This window comes from Streptomyces griseiscabiei (assembly GCF_020010925.1).
GTDB lineage: Bacteria > Actinomycetota > Actinomycetes > Streptomycetales > Streptomycetaceae > Streptomyces > Streptomyces griseiscabiei.
The window spans coordinates 3,041,718-3,059,329 of record NZ_JAGJBZ010000001.1 but is presented as its reverse complement, the minus strand read 5'-3'; the positions used below and the strand labels follow the sequence as shown (position 1 = coordinate 3,059,329).

The window sequence follows — 17,612 nt, the reverse complement described above, 5'->3', positions numbered from 1 at the left end:
TCAGTTCCCGGCCTCCACCGGTGCCGGGCCGCTGCCGCCGCCGGCCATCGCGAGCCCGAGCACGCCCTCGTCCGCGTCGGCCTTGTCGTACGCGGCGGTCACCCGGCCCTCGTACATGACCAGCACGCGGTCCGACAGGCCCCGGATCTCGCTGAGTTCGGCGGAGACGAGGAGGACGGCGTGACCGGCGTCGCGGTGGGCGACGAGTTGGTCGTGGATGTTCTGGACGGCGCCGATGTCGACGCCGCGCGTCGGCTGCTCGACGAGCAACAGCGGGGCCTCGTGGGCGAGTTCACGCCCGATCAGCAGCTTCTGCAGATTGCCGCCGGAGAGCGCCGACGCGGGCACGTCCGGGCTCGACGCCTTGACGCCGAACCGCTCGATCAGCCGCCGCGCGTGGTCCCGTACGGCGGCGGGTGGGAGCAGGCCGAGCCGGGACCCGGCCGACAGGGACGTCCGGTGATGGCCCATCGCCAGGTTCTCCGCCACGGACGCCGCCGGCGCCGTCCCCACGGCGTGCCGGTCCTCCGGGACGTACGCGACGCCCCGGGCGCGCCGCTCGGTCGCCGAGGCGTGCGTGATGTCCTCGCCGCGCAGCCGGACCCGGCCCGAGGCGACCGGGCGCAGCCCGGCGAGGGCCTCGACCAGTTCGCCCTGGCCGTTTCCGGCGACCCCCGCGATGCCGACGATCTCCCCGGCGCGGACGGTGAGCGCGACCTCGCGGACCCCGTCGGTGGTGAGGCCGTCGACGTCCAGGATCACCTCCCCGGGCGTGCCGGTCGCGTGGACGCGGTCCAGCTCGACCTCGCGGCCCGTCATCGCCGCCGCGATCGCGTCGGCGGTGGTGTCGGCGGTCCGCAGCCGGGCCACCACCCGGCCGTCCCGCAGGACGGTCACCCGGTCGCTGCCCTCCAGCACCTCGCGCAGCTTGTGGGTGACGAGGATCACCGTACGGCCCCGCGCCGCCAGCGACTTGAGCACCGCGAACAGGGCGTCGGCCTCGGCGGGCGTCAGCACGGCGGTCGGCTCGTCGAGGATGAGGACGCGGGCGCCGCGGTGCAGGAGCTTGAGGATCTCCACACGCTGCCGCAGCCCGACCGGCAGCGCGCCGACCCGGGCGTCGGGGTCCACCGGCAGGCCGTGCTCCGCGCCGAGTTCACGGACCCGGCGGCGGGCCGCGGCCCGGTCCACCAGGCCGAAGCGGCGCGGCTCGGCGGCGTACACCACGTTCTCGGCGACCGTCAGCGAGTCGAACAGCTTGAAGCTCTGGTGGACCATGCCGAGCCCGGCGGCCATCGCGTCGGACGGCCCGGCGAAGGACACCTCGCGCCCGTCGACGCGGATCGTGCCGGCGTCCGGGCGTTCCATGCCGTACAGGACGGACATCAGCGTCGACTTGCCCGCGCCGTTCTCGCCCATGAGCGCGTGGATCTCGCCGGGGCGGACGGTCAGGTCGACCGCGTCGTTGGCGAGGGTGCCGGGGTATTGCTTGGTGATGCCGAGGAGTTCGACGGCGGGCGGGGTGTCCGGGGTGTCCGGGGTGTCCGGGGTGTCACCACCGGACGCCGCGGCCTCCGCCGGTCCGTCAGGCGGCCGCGGGGTCATCGACCTTCAGCTCTCCCGACACGATCAGGTCGCGCAGCGCCTCGACCTTCTTCAGCACGTCCTTGTGGTCGGCGATGACGCACTGCGACGAGTCCACGCCGTCCTCCAGACCGGTGAGGGTGATGCCGCCCTCCTTGAGGCCGTATGAGACCGTGCCCGTCTTTCCGTCGAGGACCCGCTCGATGCCCTTCTCCACCGCGACGTCCGTGCGCTTGACGACGTTGTCGACGACCGTGCCCGGCGCCGACGGGCACTGGTTGACGTCCACGCCGTACGCGAACGCGCCCTTGGCCTTCGCCGCCTCGAACACGCCGTAGTTGCCGGCCGCGGCGGCGGCCATCAGCTGGTCGTAGCCCTTGGCGAGCAGCGAGCCGGCCTGCTCCTTGGCGCGGGCGGAGTCGTCGAACGGGGACTGGCCGCCGACGAACCGGGTCGAGGTCTGCGTCTTGGCGGCGACATGCTGGGCACCGGCCGCGAACGGGTCGCTGAAGCGGCGGAACTGGGGCGTGTCCAGCACGTCCACGGCACCCACCTTGCCGCTCTCGCTCAGCAGGCCCGCCTCCGCGCCCGCGAGGAAGACACCCTCGTGCTCCCGGAACACCGCGCACGACACGTTCTCGAACGTCTTCTCCGTGCACGCGTCCACCAGCAGGAACCGCTGCTTCGGGTGGGCCTCGGCCTGCTGGGCGACCAGGTCCGCGAACTCGAAGCCCACCAGCACGATCACATCCGGCCGCTCGTCCACCGCGGCCTGCACGTTCTGCTGCTGCGAGGAGGTGTCCGTGGACTCGTAGACCTTCTGCGAGCCGTCGTGCTCCTTCGCCGCCGCCTTCACACCGGTGACGGCGTTCTTCAGGAACTCGTTCTGGCCGACGGCGTCCGGGGTGACGAGCGTGAAGCTCTTGCCGCTGCCACCGCTCGCGCCGGCGTCGTCGGCGGAACCGTCCTTCTTCGCGGCCGCGTTGCAGGCGGTGGCCAGCAGGACGGTGCCGGTGGCGAGGGCGGCGAGTCGCAGGGAGCGGCGGGATCTACGGGTGGGGCGGGCACTGCGGGACATCGGGGGCGACCTTCCGGAGGGTGCGGCAAGGGCCGGGACCGTCGACGCTGACGAGCCCTGAGGAGGCGGACGAGGTGGAGGCGGAGCGGGTGTGGATCCGTGTGGGGGAGGGCGGCGGGGCGCCGAAGCGGTCCGGGGGACCGGGATCAGCGGCGACAGCCGTCGCTCGCGCAGCGGCCGTGGTCGAGGAAACGGCGCATGGTGAGCAGCACGGTTCCTCCTTCACATCGGCCTACGGGCTGCGGGCGGGGCTGGACTGTAACACCGCTCTCCGGACGGGTGCCCCGCCGTCTCGAACTGTGGTTCCCGGCCGTTCTCCGAGGTCATGTACGGTGTCGGGCACCTTCGGAACCCCAGGAGTACCCCGCCATGCCCCAGGAACTGCGCGCCGTCGACTGGACCGGAAACAGCGTCGCGCTCATCGACCAGACGGTCCTGCCGCACCGCACCGAGACGGTCGAGATCCGCGACGTCGACTCCCTGGTCTCCGCGATCCAGCGCCTCGTCGTCCGGGGCGCTCCCGCGATCGGGGCGGCGGGCGGGTACGGGGTGGCCCTCGCGCTCCTTCAGGGCGAGCGGGAGGGCTGGTCGGCCGAGGAGACACGGGCCGCCGTCGCCCGTGTCCGTGCGGCGCGCCCCACCGCCGTGAACCTGATGGTGTGTGTCGACCGGGTCATGACCCGCTTCGACGAGGGGCTGGACGCGGTGCTGGAGGAGGCCGCCGCCGTCCAGCGCGAGGACGTCGAGGCGAACCGGGCCATGGGGGTGTTCGGCGCCGACTGGCTGCTGAAGCGGGTGGGCGTCGACCGTCCGCTGCGGGTGCTGACCCACTGCAACACGGGCGCGCTGGCAACCGCCGGATGGGGAACGGCACTTGGCGTCATCCGCGAACTCCACGCGCGGGGGCTCCTCGAAGTCGTCTACGCCGACGAGACCCGTCCCCTCCTCCAGGGATCCCGGCTGACCGCCTGGGAGTTGGTCCAGGAGGGCATCCCGCACCACGTCCAGGTGGACGGCGCCGCCGCCGGCACGATCCTGCGCGGTGAGGTCGACGCGGCGATCGTGGGCGCCGACCGCATCGCGGCCAACGGCGACACGGCCAACAAGGTCGGCACGGTCGGTGTCGCCCTCGCCTGCGCCGACGCCGGCATCCCCTTCATGGTCGCCGCCCCCACCACCACGGTCGACCTCGCCACCCTCTCCGGCGCCGACATCCACATCGAACTCCGGGGCGAGGACGAGGTGTTGGAATGGAGCGGCGTCCGCACGGCACCCGCCGAGTCCCGGGGCCACAACCCGGCGTTCGACGTGACACCGGGCCGCCTGGTGACGGGCCTGGTCACCGAGCGGGGCGTGCTGGAGGTCTCGGCGGGCGAACTGCCCGGCGAGCGCCTGCGCCAGGCGTGACCCGTACCTGACTCGACGACAGGGCGGCCCGGTCACCGTGACCGGGCCGCCCTGTGACGTTCCGTCAGCGCTGGGACAGCTCCAACTCCAGCAGCCACTCCACCACTTCGGTGTGATGACGGGCCTGGCGAGGGGTGTCGCCCCAGACGTACAGGCCGTGGCCGGCGACGACCACCGCCGGCATACGGGGGTCGCGGGCGGCCTCCAGACGGTCGCCCAGCTCCTTCATGTCCTGGCTGTTGGTGATGACGGGGAGGGTGACCTCGACGTCGTGGGCGGGCTGGCCGACGCCCTTGAGCATCTCCAGGTCCCTGAACACGATGCCCCCGGGCTCACGGCGCCCCATCGCCACGGACGCGACCGTGTGGACGTGGACGACCGCACCCGCCCCGGTCAGCGCGGCGACGCGCGCGTGCAGCTCGGCCTCGGCGGACGGCCTGCCGCCCTGGACCGCGGCACCGTCGCCGTCCACCAACACCACGTCCGCGGGCGTCAGTTCACCCTTGTCGTGTCCGCTCGCCGTCACCGCCAGCCGCAGCGGATCGCGGGACAGCACCACCGACAGGTTCCCCGAGGTGCCGCGCATCCAGCCGAAGGAGGCGAAGCGGGCCGACTCGGCGGCCAGGACGGCGCCCGCCTCCTCCAGGTCGAGGGAAGAGATCTCTGTGGTCACGTCGTGCTCCTGATGATGGTGATCTCGTCGAACGTCCCCGCCTGCGCGTGGTCGCCGACGCCTTGCTCGTAGTACGGCTCCCCGGGCCGCCGGACACCGACGGCGTGCCAGCCGGCCTCCCGCGCCGCGTCCAGTTCACCGGGCCGGTCGGAGAGGAAGAGGATGCGCTCGGGCGTCGCGGCGAGACCCAGCGCCGTCGCGATCACGCGGTACGACTCCGCCTCCTGCTTCGGCCCCGCGTTCTCCGTGTCGTACAACCCCTCGACCAGCGGCAGCAGATCGCCCTCGGGGCTCGACCGGAACCAGGCGCGCTGCGCGGCCACGGAACCCGAGGAGTACACGTGCAGGCGTACGCCCGCCGTGTGCCAGGCGCGCAGGGCCGGCAGGACGTCGTCGTAGAAGTGGGAGACGAGGTCGCCCCGGGCGAAGCCCTCGGACCAGATGAGGCCCTGGAGGGTCTTCAGCGGCGTCGCCTTGCGGTCCTCGTCGAGCCACGCGTGGAGCGCCTTCTCGACCCGCGCGGCGTCGGCGTCCGGCTCGTCGATGAGCTCGCGTACCTGGGCGACAGCCCGCGCCACCTCAGGATCGTCACCCCGTTCCGCGAGCAGCGCCGCGAAACGGGAGCGGGAGTACGGGTAGAGCACGTCCACGACGAACCCCGTGGCGCTCGTGGTGCCCTCGATGTCGAGCACCACGGAGTCGATGGAGCCGCTGTCGAAGACCTGGCTCACACCGCTGCCTTGTCCTGCTTGTCCTGCTGGTACCCGGCGTCGATCGTGTCGTAGTCCGGGAAGCGGGAGGCGATGGTGGAGCCGGTGAAGCTGCCGATCCAGCCGTCCTCCTCGTGGAAGAACCGGATCGCCGTGAAGGAGGGGCTGGTGCCCATGTCGAACCAGTGCGTCGTCCCGCGCGGTACACCCAGCAGGTCGCCCTTCTCGCAGTAGACGGCGTGCACCTCGCCGTCGACGTGGAGGTAGAAGATGCCGGAGCCGGAGACGAAGAAGCGCACCTCGTCATCGTCGTCGTGGGTGTGCTCCTGGAGGAACTTCTCGCGGGCGGCCTTCGCCTTCACCGGGAACTCGGGATCGTCGCTCGGGTGCAGCCCGAGGACGTCGACCGTGGTGAAGCCCTCCTCGGCGTTGAGCCGCTCGATCTCCGGTCCGTACGCGGCGAACACGGTCTCGCTGCCCGCGTCGAACGGCACGTCCTCGCGGATCGGCCACTGCTCGTAGCGCACCCCGAGCGGCGCCAGCGCGGCGGCGATCTCCACGGGGTCGGAGGTACGACGCACCACGGTCTCCGGTCCGGACTCGGGCCAGGTGGTCAGCAGGGTCATGGGAGCAACTCCAGGATTCTGGAAGGGATGTCCGGATACCGGGACGAGCACCCGGACGGCGGGGAAGCGGAGCAACGTGAGGGACGGGCGGCCGGTCAGCCGCGACACAGCGCGCCGGGACAGCGGCGCATGCCGGGCATACGCTGCGCCGTCGCGTCGGATGTCGTCATCGGGGCCTCACTGTCGTGCCGGTCGGGTGCCGGTACCGCGATGGTAACGCCGGTCCATGTACGGACATGTGTGACGTAGTCGCTGTCTCACCTGGTGAGAAACCGCTCTCATTGCTTTGACGCATGGCTGAAATCGTTCTCATGATCTGTGTATGAAGACGCTGCTGCTCGTGCGGCGGCTGTACGTGGACCTGCTCCGGTCGACCACGGCCAGCTGTCGCTGACCACTGCCGGAGCCCCGACGCGCCCTGACGCGCTCTGCCGTCCCGGGCGCTCGCCGTGCACCGCACGGTGGCGCGTTTCCGCCCCCGCTCCGGGTCGAGTACTCCCTCCCTTCTTTCCTTCGCACCACACCGCACCTGGAGCCGTCATGTCCCGCTCGTCCCGCCGTACCCGCCTCCCGCTCGCCGCGCTCTCCCTCGCCTCCGCCTCGGCCCTGCTGCTGTCGGCCTGCGCCCAGTCCACCGACGCCTCGAAGGACACCGGCGACACCGCCGCCAAGGCCTCGGCCGCCACCGGCGAGAAGCCCGCCCCCTTCGCCGACGGGGCAGTCAAGGTCGCGCTGGTCAGACAGAGCGGCGCCGGCGACTACTTCGAGCAGTGGGGCAACGGCGCGAAGGCGCAGGCCAAGGCCCTCGGCATCGACCTGACCGTGTACGACGCCCAGGCCGACAACGCCAAGCAGGCCACCGACCTGTCCTCGGCCATCAACTCCGGCGCCAAGGCGATCATCATCGACCACGGCTTCCCGGCGACGATCCAGCCGGAGATCGACAAGGCCGTGAAGAAGGGCGTCAAGGTCGTCGTCTACGACGTCGAGACCGACACGAAGGGCGTCGTCTCCACCAAGCAGAACGACGCGAGCATGGCCCAGGCCGTCCTCGACGTGATGGCGAAGGAGATCGGCAAGGACGCCAAGGTCGGCTACGTCAACGTCGCCGGCTACGCGGCCCTCGACAAGCGCGACACCGTCTGGAAGTCCACCGTCGACGCCCAGGGCTGGAAGCAGGCGTTCAAGGTCGGCAAGGTCACCGACTCCACGGCCACCGACAACGTTCCCCTCGTCTCCGCCGCCCTCACCCAGAACTCCGACGTCGCGGGCGTCTTCGCCCCCTACGACGAGCTGGCCAAGGGCACCGTCCTCGCCGTGCAGAACAAGAAGCTCCAGGACAAGGTGAAGGTCTTCGGCGCCGATGTCTCCAACGCCGACATCCAGGCCATCACCGCCAAGGACAGCCCCTGGGTCGCCACCGCGGGCACCGACCCGTCCGCCGTGGGTGCCGCCGTGGTCCGGACGACCGCGCTGGAGCTGGCCGGACAGCTGAACAAGACCTCCGTGGAGTTCCCGGCCGTCGCCATCACCCAGGACTTCCTGCGCGAGAAGAAGATCGAGAACATGGACCAGCTGCGCGAGGCGCTGCCCGCGCTGAACCTGTCGCAGGTCTCGACCGCCGACTGGATCTCGAATGTCGCCCACTGACACCGCCGACAACGGCCGGGCGGCGGAGGAGCCGCAGACAGCGGCAGCCGTCAGCCTGACCGACGTCAGCATGGCCTTCGGCGGCAGGACGGTGCTCGCCTCCGTCTCGCTGGACATCGCACCGGGCAGCGTGGTCGCGCTGCTCGGTGCGAACGGCGCCGGCAAGTCCACCCTCATCAAGATCCTGTCGGGTGTGCACACGGACCACGGCGGTGAGGTGCGGGTCGCGGGGGAGCCCGCGGCTCTCCAGTCGCCGCTGGCCGCCCGGCAGTTGGGCATCCAGACCGTCCACCAGCGCATCGGTGAGGGCGTCGTCCCCGGCCTCACCGTCGCCGAGAACCTGGTCTTCGAGGAGCTGGCGCAGCGCCGCGGCAACCCGTTCCTCAACGGCGGCAAGCTGCTCGCCCGCGCCCGGGAGATCCAGGCCGGCCTCGGCCTCGACTGGTCCGACGCGGTCCTCAAGCGGGATGTCACCGAACTCGGCATCTCCGACCGCCAGTTGCTGATCCTGGCCCGCGCGCTCGCCACCCGCCCCCGGCTGCTCATCCTCGACGAGCCGACCTCCGCGCTCTCCGCCGCCGAGGCCGAGCGCCTGTTCGCGCTGGTCGAGCGGATGCGGGCGGACGGCATCGCGGTCCTCTACGTCTCCCACCGCCTCGGCGAGATCGACGCACTGGCCGACCGTCTGGTCGTATTGCGGGACGGCCGTCTCACCGAGGACCAGGCCCGCCCCTTCGACTGGGACGCCGCCCTGCGCGCGATGCTCGCCCAGGCCCAGGAGACCACCACCGCCCGCCCGGTCCGCGAGGGCGACCAGGGCGACGTGGTCCTCTCCCTGCGCGGGGTGCGTCTCTTCGAGGGCCGCGCGCCCCTCGACCTCGACCTCCGCACCGGCGAAGTCACCGGCGTCGTCGGCCTGCTGGGCGCCGGCAAGACCGAACTGGCTCGCGGCCTCTTCGGCGCCGAACCCTTCACCACCGGCACGGTCGAGCTGGACGGTCGGGCGTACGCGCCCCGCCGCCCCGCCGACGCCATCCGCGGCGGCGTCCACCTCGTCCCCGAGGACCGGCACTCCGACGCCCTCGTCCCCGGCTGGTCCGTGGCCCAGAACATCTCCCTGCCGTTCCTGAAGTCCCTGTCCCGGCTGGGCCTGCTGAACACGGCCCGGGAGAACGCCCTCGGCCGCGACACCATCGACGCCCTCGGGGTCGTCACCCGCGACGAGCACAGCGCCGTCGAGGAACTCTCCGGCGGCAACCAGCAGAAGGTGGTCGTCGGCCGCTGGCTCGCCGAGACCCCCCGCGTCCTCATCCTGGACGAGCCGTTCCGAGGCGTGGACATCGGCGCCCGGCGCGACATCGGCCGCCGCGCCCGCGCGCTCGCCGCCGAGGGCGCCGCCGTCCTCGTCCTGTCCGCCGACGTCGACGAGGTCCTGGAGGTCGCCGACCGGGTCGTCGTGCTCGCCGCCGGGGAGATCCACCTCGACGCGTACGGCGAGGACGCGGAACGCGACCGCGTCATCCAGACCATCTCGGCGTCCGTGTGACCCCGGCCCGGCCCCCTGAGGAAGCGCTTCCATGACCACCACCCAGAGCACCGCGCCCGTGGCGAAGGCGGCCACCCCGTCCGGCCCGTCCACCGGCGTACGCGTCCAGAACGCCGTCATCAAGTACGGCTTCATCTTCGTCACGGTCGCGCTCTTCGCCTACTTCGCGCTGACCGAGGGCTCCTTCCGTGAGTCGGCGACCCTCCTGGACACCCTCCGCTATGTCTCCGTCGCCGCCATCCTCGGCCTCGGTGTCACCCTCACCATGGCCGTCGGCGGCATGGACATGTCTGTCGGTGCGGTGGCCGGCCTCGGTGTCTCGGTCGCCGCGCACACGATGGTCGTCCACAACCAGATCGGCACGGTCGCGATCCTCGCCGTCCTCGCGGCGGGCGCCCTCGCGGGCCTCCTCAACGCCCTGCTGATCGTGGTGATGAAGATCCCCGACATGCTGGCCACCCTCGGCACCATGTTCGTCATCCAGGGCACCAAACTGATCCTGGTCGACGGCCAGTCGATCACCCCCGGCATGACCCTGGAGGACGGCACCACCGCCCCCGGCAAGTTCACCGACGGCTTTCTGAAGATCGACCGGGGCACGGTCCTCGGTATCCCCATCTCCGTACTGATCTTCGGCGCGCTGACGGTCGCCGCCTGGGTGTTCCTGGCCCGCACCCGCTGGGGCCGCATCTTCTACGCCATCGGCGCCAACCCCGAGGCCTCCCGCCTGGCCGGCATCCGCGTCGGCGCGTACCGGGCGCTGGCCTACGTCCTCTCCGGCGTCCTCGCCTCCGTCGGCGGCCTGATCCTGGCCTCCCGCATCGGCCAGGGCGACGTGTCCGCCGGCACCTCCCAGCTCCTGGAGGCCGTCGCGGTCGCCCTCGTCGGCACCTCGGTCCTCGGACGCGGACGCCCGAACGTGTGGGGCACCGCCCTCGGCGCGGTGCTCATCGGCATCATCACCACCGGCCTCACCATCAAGGGGCTGCCGTACTACACCCAGGACGTCGTCGAGGGCGTGGTCCTCATCCTCGCCCTCGTCTTCAGCTTCACCTTGTCCAAGCGCCGCACCCCATAAGCCGCATCAACCGCATCAGCCGTACGAGGGAGTTCACCGACCATGGGCTACCGCATTCTGGAGACCGACGACATCCCCGCGTATCTGCGCGAGCGGGGACACTGGGAGGACGTGGACGACATCACCGTCCGCGAGGTGTCGGACGGCAACGTCAACCGCGTCTTCCTCGCCTCGAACGCGGCCGGCACCCGGAGTCTCGCCCTCAAGCAGGCGCTGCCCTGGGTCCGGGTCGCCGGGCCCTCCTGGCCGCTGAGCCCCGAGCGGGCGGACGCCGAGGCCCGCGCGTACGAGCAGTTGGGGAAGGTCGCCCCCGACGAGATCCCCGCGATCCACGGCTACGACCCCGAGAACTTCGCGCTGGTCATGGAGGACCTCTCCGACCTGGAGGTCCTGCGCACCCTCCTCAACGAGGGCGCCTCCTACGGCCCGCACACCTCGGCGCAGATCGGCCGTCTTGTCGCCCGGCTCTCCTTCGCCACCAGCGACTTCGGCATGACCTCCGCCGACCGCAAGGCCCTGCTCGCCGCCTCGGTCAACCCCGAGCTGTGCGAGATCACCGAGGACGTCGTCCTCTCCGAGCCGTACATCGAGCACGAGCACAACCACTGGCACCCCGGCTTGGACGACCTGGCCGCCGCGTTCCGCGCGGACGCCGTGCTCCGCACCGAGGTCGCCGACCTCCGCCATGTCTTCATGACGAGCGCCCAGGCCCTCCTGCACGGTGACCTCCACTCGGGCAGCGTCATGGTCGGCGAGCGCGCGGGCGCCCCCGTCGTACGGGTCTTCGACCCAGAGTTCTCCTTCGTCGGTCCCATCGGCTTCGACCTGGGCCTGTACTGGGCCAACGCGCTCGTCTCGGAGGAGCGGGCCCGCGCCCTCGGCACGCTGTCGGACCATGGCGACCAACTCCGCCTCTCCTGGGAGGCGTTCACGTCCGAGTTCCGCCGGCTCTGGCCCACCCGCGTCGACACCTTCTTCGACGACGCCTACCTGGACCGCTTCCTGCACCGCGTCTGGACGGAGTCCCTGGGCTTCGCCGGCACGGAACTGATCCGCCGCATCATCGGCTTCGCCCACCTGACCGACCTGACGACGCTGGCCGACCCGGTCCCGGCGTCACGCCGGGCCCTGCTGCTGGGGCGCGAACTGATCGTGCGGCGGGCCGAGGTGACGTCCCCGGACGCCGTACGCGACCTCGTGGCCTCACCACTCGGCTGACTCGGCGTCGAACCACTCCTTCCCTGCGGCCCAGTGCGCCACCCAGCCGCCGAAGCCGGGCGCGGAGGTCGTATGACCGAACTCCGCGCCGAACGGCATGGCACCCACATCGGTGACCTGCCATATGTGCCCCCGGTGGGGCCCGGTGACGACGAGATGCCAGTTCATGGCGCACCCGTCCGTGCCGAGCACGATCGAGCCATGCCCGGAGACCCTGTCGACGGCCTCGTCCTCGTCGTCGAACGGGCCCTCGTCCTCCTCCCACAGCCAGGGCGCGGTGAGCGGGAACGGCTCACCGAGGGCCCGGTCGGCGCCGTCGCCGCCCCAGTCCGCCGGCACCTCGGCCAGCCCCACGAGCCCGTACTCGGGCGGCCCCTGGGACGAGCCGTCGGAGATCTCCGCCACGAACGTCCGGTACGGCTCCGGGAGCACCACCCCGTGCTCGGCCTCGAAGGCGCGCACGGCGGGCCAGCCGAGCGCCGACTCCCCGCCGTCGTCGACGGCGAAGGCCGCGCGCAGGGCGGCCAGTTCGGCGGGGTCGGCGTGATCGATGTTCATGCGGTCATGAAAGCACCCGGCACTGACAACCGGCCCGACGGCAAGGACGGCAAGGACGGCAAAGGGGCGGCTCCCTCGGTGGAGAGCCGCCCCTTTGCCGTGGTCCCGCCCCGGAGGGGGCCGTTCCGCTCGGTCCGGCCCCGGTCAGGGGGTGGGGCCGGACCGAGAGCCGGTCACTTCTTGTCGAGCAGGTCCTGGACCTTGGCGCGGACCTCGTCGGTGGCGAGGCCCCGTATCGTCAGCGTCGTGCGGCGGCGCAGGACGTCGTCGGCGGTCTCGGCCCACTCGGTGTCACGGGCGTAGACGACCTGGGCCCAGATCTCCGGCGCGTCGGGGTGGACGCGCTCGGCCAGCTCGGGGTTCTCGTTGGCGAGGCGGGCGATGTCGAAGGCCAGCGAACCGTAGTGCGTGGCCAGATGCCGGGCGGTGTCGGCGCCCATGCGGGGGCCGGGTGCCGGGCGGTCGACGAGGAGACGGTGGGCGACCGCGCGGGGGTTGGCGACACCCGGCAGCGGCAGCTTCTTGGGAAGGGAGGCGACCGGCTCGAAGTCCTCGCCCAGCGGGTGGCCGGGGAGCGCCTCCAGCTTCTTCATGATCGTGCGGCCGATGTGCCGGAACGTCGTCCACTTGCCGCCCGCGACGGACAGCATGCCGCCCCGGCCCTCGGTGACGACCGTCTCCCGCTTGGCCTTCGCGGTGTCGCCCGGTCCGCCCGGCAGCACCCGCAGGCCGGCGAAGGAGTACGTGATCAGATCACGGTCGAGCTGCTGGTCGCGGATGGAGAAAGCGGCCTCGTCGAGTATCTGGGCCGTGTCCTTCTCGGTGACCGCGACGTCCGCCGGGTCGCCCTCGTACACCTCGTCGGTGGTGCCGAGCAGCAGCATGTCCTCCCAGGGGAGGGCGAAGGTGATGCGGTACTTGTCGATGGGGGTGGCGAGCGCGGCCTTCCAGGGCGCGGTCCGCTTCAGGACCAGGTGCGCGCCCTTGGAGAGACGGATGGAGGGCGCCGCGTCCGGGTTCTCCATACGGCGCAGGTGGTCCACCCACGGCCCCGTCGCGTTGAGCACCAGCCGGGCGCTCACGCCGAACTCGTCGTCGGAGAGCCGGTCGCGCAGCTCGGCCCCGGTGACCCGGCCCTTGGTGAAGCGCAGGCCGGTGACCTCGGCGTGGTTCAGCACGACCGCGCCGGACTCGACGGCCGCGCGGACCGTCATCAGGGCCATCCGGGAGTCGTTCATCTGGTCGTCGCCGTACACGGCCACGGCCTTGAGGTTGTCGGTGCGCAGCTCGGGCACGTCCTGCGCCGCCTTGGCGGGGGACAGGAGGTGGCCGACGCCGTCGCCGAACGCGGAGAGCGCGGAGTAGGCGAAGACGCCCGCCCCGAGCTTCGCCGCGCCGTGCGGCCCGCCCTTGTACACGGGGAGGTAGAAGGTGAGCGGGTTCGCCAGGTGGGGGGCCACCTGGCGGGAGACCGCACGGCGCTCGAAGTGGTTCTCCGCCACCAGCTTCACCGCGCCGGTCTGCAAGTAGCGCAGACCGCCGTGGAGGAGCTTGGAGGAGGCGGAGGAGGTGGCGCCGGCGAAGTCGCCGGCGTCGACCAGGGCCACCCTGAGCCCGGACTGCGCGGCGTGCCAGGCGGTGGAGATGCCCAGGATGCCGCCGCCGATCACGAGGAGGTCGTACGACGCCTTGGAGAGCTGCTCCCGGGTCTCGGCACGGCTCGGGTTCGAGCCGGACGCCGGGCGCGTCCCCAGGGCAGGCAGGGTCTGCAGGGTGGTCTGACTGGTCATTAGGGGTTCTTACTCCTCATCAGAGCCGACGGACGGAGAGTTCCGCTCAGCCCTCGTCCTCGATCCAGCCCATGGTCCGCTCGACGGCCTTGAGCCAGCTCTTGTACTCACGGTCGCGGGTCTCCGCGTCCATGCGGGGGGTCCACTCGGCGGCCCGCCGCCAGTTGGCGCGCAGGTCGTCGGTGTTGGTCCAGAAGCCGACGGCGAGACCGGCGGCGTAGGCGGCGCCGAGGCAGGTGGTCTCGGCGACCATCGGGCGCACCACGGGGGCGTCCAGGAAGTCCGAGAGGGTCTGCATCAGCAGGTTGTTGGAGGTCATACCGCCGTCGACCTTGAGGGCCGCGAGCTCGACGCCCGAGTCCTTGGTCATGGCGTCGGTGATCTCGCGGGTCTGCCAGGCGGTGGCCTCCAGGACGGCGCGCGCGAGGTGCGCCTTGGTGACGTACCGGGTGAGACCGGCGATCACACCGCGGGCGTCGGAGCGCCAGTACGGGGCGAACAGACCGGAGAAGGCCGGCACGAAGTACGCGCCGCCGTTGTCCTCGACCGAGAGCGCGAGGGTCTCGATCTCGGCGGCCGTGGAGATCAGGCCCATCTGGTCGCGCATCCACTGCACCAGCGAACCGGTGACGGCGATCGAGCCCTCCAGGGCGTAGACCGGCTTCTGGTCGCCGATCCGGTAGCCGACCGTGGTCAGCAGGCCGCTGTAGGAGTTGATGATCTTCTCACCGGTGTTCATCAGCATGAACGTGCCGGTTCCGTACGTGGACTTGGCCTCGCCCTCGCCGAAACAGGTCTGGCCGAACAGGGCCGCCTGCTGGTCGCCGAGCGCGGACGCGACCGGGATGCCCCCCAGCAGCTCACCGAGCCGGCCGCCGGTGACCTCGCCGTACACCTCGGCGGAGGAGCGGATCTCCGGGAGCATCGACAGCGGGACGCCGATGGACTCGGCGATCTTGTCGTCCCACTGGAGAGTGTGCAGGTTCATCAGGAGGGTGCGGGAGGCGTTCGTGACGTCGGTGTAGTGCTTGCCGCCGTCGACACCGCCCGTCAGGTTCCAGATGACCCAGGTGTCCATGGTGCCGAAGAGGATGTCCCCGGCCTCGGCGCGCTCGCGCAGGCCCTCGACGTTGTCCAGCAGCCAGCGGGCCTTGGGGCCGGCGAAGTACGAGGCCAGCGGCAGACCGGTCTCGCGGCGGAAGCGGTCCTGGCCGACGTTGCGGCCGAGCTCGCGGCAGAGGGCGTCGGTGCGGGTGTCCTGCCAGACGATGGCGTTGTGGACGGGCTCACCGGTGTTCTTGTCCCAGAGCAGCGTGGTCTCGCGCTGGTTGGTGATGCCGATGGCCTTGATGTCGTCGCGGGTGATGCCGGCCTTCTCGATGGCGCCGGCGACGACTTCCTGGACGTTCGTCCAGATCTCGGTGGCGTCGTGCTCGACCCAGCCCGGCTTCGGGAAGATCTGCTCGTGCTCCTTCTGGTCGACGGAGACGATGCGTCCGTCGCGGTCGAAGACGATGCAGCGGGACGAGGTCGTGCCCTGGTCGATCGCGGCGATGAAGGGGCCGGCGGTGTGGGCGTCGCTCACGGTGTGCTCCTGAAAGGTCAACTGGTCAACGGGCTGTACGTACGGCGCGTGCTGAGCGTTCCGCGAGCGGTGCCCGCGGAACCGCGGCTCAACGGTTTTCTCAGGCGAATGCGACGTTGTAGAGGCCTGCGGCGATGGCGGCACCGATCAGGGGGCCGACCACCGGGACCCAGGCGTAGCTCCAGTCCGACCCGCCCTTGTTGGGCAGGGGCAGCAGGGCGTGCACGATCCGCGGGCCGAGGTCACGGGCCGGGTTGATCGCGTAACCGGTCGGGCCACCGAGGGACAGACCGATCGAGACCACGACGAGCGCGGTGATCAGGGCGCCGAGGGTGCCGAGACCCTTGCCGTCGCCGTTCAGGCCCTGGGTCAGGACCGCGAGGACGAGCACGATGGTGCCGATGACCTCGGTCGCCACGTTCTGCCAGGCGACACGGACCTCGGGTCCGGTGGAGAAGATGCCGAGCACGGGGCCGGCGCCCTTCTCCCGGGCCTCGACCGACTTGGCGGGGGTCGGCTCGCCGACGATCTCGCGGTCGGTGAGGTGGGCGTGGAACTGGCCGTAGTAGGCGACCCAGACCAGCGCCGCGCCGATCATCGCGCCGAGCAGCTGACCGCCCCAGTAGATGGGGACGTCGCCCCAGGGGATGCCGTCCTTCTTCAGCGCGAGCGCGAGGGTCACGGCCGGGTTCAGGTGGGCGCCGGAGAGCGGCGCGGAGGTGTAGACCGCCGTCAGAACGGCGAAACCCCACCCGAAGGTGATGGCGAGCCAGCCGGCGTTACGGGCCTTGGAGGCCTTCAGTGTGACGGCGGCGCAGACGCCACCGCCGAGCAGGATGAGCAGGGCGGTACCGATGGTCTCGCCGATGAAGATGTCGGAGCTGGACACCCGCGACTCCTTTGTCCTTCGTCCAGGGGAAAGGTTCGGCCCTTGGCTTGTCACACTCTAACGCGTATTGCCGGTAGGTGTTCGACAATGCCGACCGATGGACGGGAGTCTTGCTCCGGTGTTACACGTGCGTCAAGAGCTGTGTTGTGCGAAGTGCGATCGTTACTGATCGAACGGCCGATGGATCTTGGTACGGCTGCCGTGGGTGCCCGTCCGGGCACGTGGCGCACGCGCGCGGACAGGGGGCTCGGCACGCGCGCGCGTACGGCGGAGGCCGGGACACCGTGAGGTGTCCCGGCCTCCGCCGTGCCAGATGGTGCGCCGTCCCGGGCGGCGCCCGTCAGAAGCGGGCCGCGCCCAGGTCCCGCGACACCGCGCGGGCGCAGTCCCGGACGGCCGCGATCAGCTCGGACCGCAGCTCGCCCTCGCGGCACAGCCGCTCCACGGCGCCGGTGATGCCGACCGCGCCGACGGGCATGCGCCGCCGGTCGTGGATGGGGGCGGCGATGGACGCCACGCCCTCCCAGGTCTCCTCCACGTCGGCCGCGTACCCGCGCGCGCGGGTGATGTCGAGGACGCCCTCGAAGTCGTCCAGGGTGTGCACGGTCCGGTCGGTGAACGCCTTGCGCTCGCCCTCCAGGACCTCGCTGTGCGCCACCGGGTCGTAGGCCGCGAGGACCTTGCCGAGGGCCGTGGAGTGCAGCGGCTGCATGGCGCCTATCTCCAGGACCTGCCGGCTGTCGTCGGGCCGGAAGACGTGGTGCACGATCAGTACGCCCTGCTGGTGCAGCACCCCCAGGTGGACGCTCTCGCCACTGGAGCGGGCCAGGTCGTCCGTCCACACCAGGGCCCGCGCCCGCAGCTCGTGGACGTCCAGGTACGTGGTCCCGAGCCGCAGCAGCTCCGCCCCCAGCTGATAGCGCCCGGAGGCGTCGTCCTGCTCGACGAACCCCTCCTGCTGGAGCGTGCGCAGGATGCCGTGGGCGGTGCCCTTGGCGAGGCCCAGCGACGAGGCGATGTCCGACAGGCCGAGTCGCCGTTCGCCGCCCGCGAGCAGGCGCAGCATCGCGGCCGCCCGTTCGAGCGACTGGATGTTCCGTGCCATCGCCGTCCTGCCTCCGTCCCCTTCGGCCGCCGTACGCGACTGAACTACCACCGTTCGGCAATGTCGAACACTACCGGGAGTTGCCGACCTCTCGCTAATGGCCGTCACCGGCTTT

The 17,612-nt window shown here is 71.4% G+C and carries 15 protein-coding genes; 5 read left to right on the top strand and 10 right to left on the bottom strand.

Going from position 1 to position 17,612, the window contains the following annotated elements:
* Nucleotides 1-1,605: an ABC transporter ATP-binding protein gene (locus tag J8M51_RS13265; protein ID WP_086758202.1), complete on the bottom strand. Its 1,605-nt coding sequence runs from the start codon at nt 1,603-1,605 to the stop codon at nt 1-3.
* A complete protein-coding gene (locus J8M51_RS13260) occupies nt 1,586-2,662 on the bottom strand; it encodes a BMP family ABC transporter substrate-binding protein (RefSeq protein ID WP_267299180.1) in 1,077 nt (358 codons plus the stop codon). The genes J8M51_RS13265 and J8M51_RS13260 overlap by 20 nt, the downstream gene beginning before the upstream one ends.
* Nucleotides 2,663-3,031: 369 nt before the next feature.
* On the opposite strand from J8M51_RS13260, the gene mtnA reads away from it, so the two are divergent.
* Nucleotides 3,032-4,069 (top strand): S-methyl-5-thioribose-1-phosphate isomerase, encoded by a 1,038-nt coding sequence (mtnA, locus tag J8M51_RS13255; RefSeq protein ID WP_086761500.1) that lies wholly within the window; start codon nt 3,032-3,034, stop codon nt 4,067-4,069.
* A 64-nt stretch (nt 4,070-4,133) separates the two neighbouring features.
* Here the strand turns inward: mtnA and mtnB are convergent, their stop codons facing one another.
* Genes mtnB through J8M51_RS13240 form a run of 3 tightly spaced genes read right to left on the bottom strand, consistent with a single transcriptional unit; the run spans nt 4,134 to nt 6,078 of the window.
* A complete protein-coding gene (gene mtnB, locus J8M51_RS13250) occupies nt 4,134-4,742 on the bottom strand; it encodes a methylthioribulose 1-phosphate dehydratase (RefSeq protein WP_086761498.1) in 609 nt (202 codons plus the stop codon).
* Nucleotides 4,739-5,473, bottom strand: a complete 735-nt coding sequence (mtnC, locus tag J8M51_RS13245; protein WP_086761496.1) for an acireductone synthase — start codon at nt 5,471-5,473, stop codon at nt 4,739-4,741. The genes mtnB and mtnC overlap by 4 nt, the downstream gene beginning before the upstream one ends.
* On the bottom strand, nt 5,470-6,078 hold the full coding sequence (locus J8M51_RS13240; protein WP_086761494.1) for a 1,2-dihydroxy-3-keto-5-methylthiopentene dioxygenase: 609 nt from the start codon (nt 6,076-6,078) through the stop codon (nt 5,470-5,472). Before J8M51_RS13240 ends, mtnC begins: the two co-directional genes overlap by 4 nt.
* A gap of 540 nt (nt 6,079-6,618) precedes the next feature.
* On the opposite strand from J8M51_RS13240, the gene J8M51_RS13235 reads away from it, so the two are divergent.
* The 4 genes from J8M51_RS13235 to mtnK are packed head-to-tail and all read left to right on the top strand — an operon-like array spanning nt 6,619 to nt 11,570.
* Nucleotides 6,619-7,728 carry a substrate-binding domain-containing protein gene (locus J8M51_RS13235; protein ID WP_086761492.1) on the top strand — a complete coding sequence of 370 codons (1,110 nt, stop codon included), beginning with the start codon at nt 6,619-6,621 and terminating at the stop codon, nt 7,726-7,728.
* Nucleotides 7,715-9,274 carry a sugar ABC transporter ATP-binding protein gene (locus tag J8M51_RS13230; RefSeq protein ID WP_086761490.1) on the top strand — a complete coding sequence of 520 codons (1,560 nt, stop codon included), beginning with the start codon at nt 7,715-7,717 and terminating at the stop codon, nt 9,272-9,274. The genes J8M51_RS13235 and J8M51_RS13230 overlap by 14 nt, the downstream gene beginning before the upstream one ends.
* A 31-nt stretch (nt 9,275-9,305) precedes the next feature.
* Nucleotides 9,306-10,352, top strand: coding sequence for an ABC transporter permease (locus J8M51_RS13225; RefSeq protein WP_086761488.1), 1,047 nt, complete (start codon nt 9,306-9,308; stop codon nt 10,350-10,352).
* A gap of 42 nt (nt 10,353-10,394) precedes the next feature.
* On the top strand, nt 10,395-11,570 hold the full coding sequence (gene mtnK / locus J8M51_RS13220; protein WP_086761486.1) for an S-methyl-5-thioribose kinase: 1,176 nt from the start codon (nt 10,395-10,397) through the stop codon (nt 11,568-11,570).
* Here the strand turns inward: mtnK and J8M51_RS13215 are convergent.
* The 5 genes from J8M51_RS13215 to J8M51_RS13195 form a co-directional block, all read right to left on the bottom strand.
* Entirely contained in the window at nt 11,556-12,128 is a 573-nt protein-coding gene (locus J8M51_RS13215) for an SMI1/KNR4 family protein (RefSeq protein WP_086761484.1), read from the bottom strand. The genes mtnK and J8M51_RS13215 overlap by 15 nt on opposite strands.
* Nucleotides 12,129-12,301: 173 nt before the next feature.
* Nucleotides 12,302-13,918: a glycerol-3-phosphate dehydrogenase/oxidase gene (locus J8M51_RS13210; protein ID WP_086761482.1), complete on the bottom strand. Its 1,617-nt coding sequence runs from the start codon at nt 13,916-13,918 to the stop codon at nt 12,302-12,304.
* 46 nt (nt 13,919-13,964) lie between these two features.
* Nucleotides 13,965-15,503 carry a glycerol kinase GlpK gene (glpK, locus tag J8M51_RS13205; RefSeq protein WP_216589706.1) on the bottom strand — a complete coding sequence of 513 codons (1,539 nt, stop codon included), beginning with the start codon at nt 15,501-15,503 and terminating at the stop codon, nt 13,965-13,967.
* A 100-nt stretch (nt 15,504-15,603) separates the two neighbouring features.
* A complete protein-coding gene (locus J8M51_RS13200; protein WP_086760253.1) occupies nt 15,604-16,392 on the bottom strand; it encodes an MIP/aquaporin family protein in 789 nt (262 codons plus the stop codon).
* Between the two features lie 340 nt (nt 16,393-16,732).
* Complete coding sequence (locus tag J8M51_RS13195) at nt 16,733-17,497, bottom strand: IclR family transcriptional regulator (RefSeq protein ID WP_086760255.1); 765 nt, start codon at nt 17,495-17,497, stop codon at nt 16,733-16,735.
* Between the last annotated feature and the right edge of the window lie 115 nt (nt 17,498-17,612).

Bases quoted from the DNA above. Each gene is read 5' to 3' on its own strand.
- J8M51_RS13265 (WP_086758202.1), bottom strand. From the start codon at position 1,605: ATGACCCCGCGGCCGCCTGACGGACCGGCGGAGGCCGCGGCGTCCGGT.
- J8M51_RS13260 (WP_267299180.1), bottom strand. From the start codon at position 2,662: ATGTCCCGCAGTGCCCGCCCCACCCGTAGATCCCGCCGCTCCCTGCGA.
- mtnA (WP_086761500.1), top strand. From the start codon at position 3,032: ATGCCCCAGGAACTGCGCGCCGTCGACTGGACCGGAAACAGCGTCGCG.
- J8M51_RS13240 (WP_086761494.1), bottom strand. From the start codon at position 6,078: ATGACCCTGCTGACCACCTGGCCCGAGTCCGGACCGGAGACCGTGGTG.
- J8M51_RS13235 (WP_086761492.1), top strand. From the start codon at position 6,619: ATGTCCCGCTCGTCCCGCCGTACCCGCCTCCCGCTCGCCGCGCTCTCC.
- J8M51_RS13230 (WP_086761490.1), top strand. From the start codon at position 7,715: ATGTCGCCCACTGACACCGCCGACAACGGCCGGGCGGCGGAGGAGCCG.
- J8M51_RS13225 (WP_086761488.1), top strand. From the start codon at position 9,306: ATGACCACCACCCAGAGCACCGCGCCCGTGGCGAAGGCGGCCACCCCG.
- mtnK (WP_086761486.1), top strand. From the start codon at position 10,395: ATGGGCTACCGCATTCTGGAGACCGACGACATCCCCGCGTATCTGCGC.
- J8M51_RS13215 (WP_086761484.1), bottom strand. From the start codon at position 12,128: ATGAACATCGATCACGCCGACCCCGCCGAACTGGCCGCCCTGCGCGCG.
- J8M51_RS13210 (WP_086761482.1), bottom strand. From the start codon at position 13,918: ATGACCAGTCAGACCACCCTGCAGACCCTGCCTGCCCTGGGGACGCGC.
- J8M51_RS13195 (WP_086760255.1), bottom strand. From the start codon at position 17,497: ATGGCACGGAACATCCAGTCGCTCGAACGGGCGGCCGCGATGCTGCGC.